This window comes from Parasedimentitalea huanghaiensis, assembly GCF_009753675.1.
Lineage (GTDB): Bacteria > Pseudomonadota > Alphaproteobacteria > Rhodobacterales > Rhodobacteraceae > Parasedimentitalea > Parasedimentitalea huanghaiensis.
The window spans coordinates 1-1,179 of the sequence record NZ_WQLV01000036.1 but is presented as its reverse complement, the minus strand read 5'-3'; the positions used below and the strand labels follow the sequence as shown (position 1 = coordinate 1,179).

Genomic DNA, 1,179 nt, shown 5'->3' with positions numbered 1-1,179 from the left:
TGATTACTCTTTGATGTTTGACACAACACCAGCGCCAACTGTGCGGCCGCCTTCGCGGATCGCAAAGCGCAGGCCCTGCTCCATCGCGATGGGGGCGATCAGCTCAACGTCGAACTTCAGGTTGTCGCCTGGCATGACCATTTCTGTGCCCTCGGGCAGAACAACGGTACCGGTGACGTCAGTGGTCCGGAAGTAGAACTGTGGACGGTAGTTGGCGAAGAAAGGAGTGTGACGACCACCTTCTTCTTTAGTCAGGATATAAGCCTCAGCTTCGAACTTAGTGTGTGGGTTCACCGACTTTGGTGCACACAGAACCTGGCCACGCTCAACGCCGTCACGGTCAACACCACGCAGCAGGGCGCCGATGTTGTCGCCAGCTTCACCGCGGTCCAGCAGCTTGCGGAACATTTCAACACCGGTACAGGTGGTTTTCTTGGTGTCGCGGATACCAACGATTTCGATTTCGTCGCCAACGTTGATCACGCCACGCTCAACACGACCGGTTACAACTGTACCACGGCCAGAGATCGAGAACACGTCCTCAACTGGCATCAGGAACGGCTGGTCAACAGCACGTGCAGGTGTTGGGATGTACTCATCAACAGCTGCCATCAGCTTCTTGATCGACTCTTCGCCGATTTCAGCATCGCGGGATTCCATTGCGGCCAGAGCCGAACCAGGGATCACAGGAATGTCGTCGCCAGGGTATTCGTAAGAAGACAGCAGCTCGCGGATTTCCATTTCCACCAGTTCCAGCAGCTCTTCGTCGTCAACCTGGTCAACTTTGTTCATGTAGACAACCATGTAAGGGATGCCAACCTGGCGACCCAGCAGGATGTGCTCACGGGTCTGAGGCATTGGGCCGTCAGCTGCGTTCACAACCAGGATGGCGCCGTCCATCTGAGCCGCACCAGTGATCATGTTTTTGACGTAGTCAGCGTGACCTGGGCAGTCAACGTGAGCATAGTGACGCTCTTCGGTTTCATACTCAACGTGGGCGGTCGAGATGGTGATACCACGGGCTTTTTCTTCCGGTGCGCCATCGATCTGGTCGTAGGCCTGGAAGTCACCAAAGTACTTGGTGATCGCTGCGGTCAGCGTGGTTTTGCCGTGGTCAACGTGGCCGATGGTGCCGATGTTGACGTGTGGTTTGGTACGTTCGAACTTTTCCTTAGCCAT

Annotated in this window: 1 protein-coding gene; it reads right to left on the bottom strand. The window is 55.6% G+C overall.

Annotated elements, in window-relative coordinates:
* Nucleotides 1-3 precede the first annotated feature (3 nt).
* Nucleotides 4-1,179, bottom strand: a 1,176-nt coding sequence (gene tuf, locus GO984_RS23270; protein ID WP_157024928.1) for an elongation factor Tu, incomplete at its 5' end; no start/stop codon positions are given.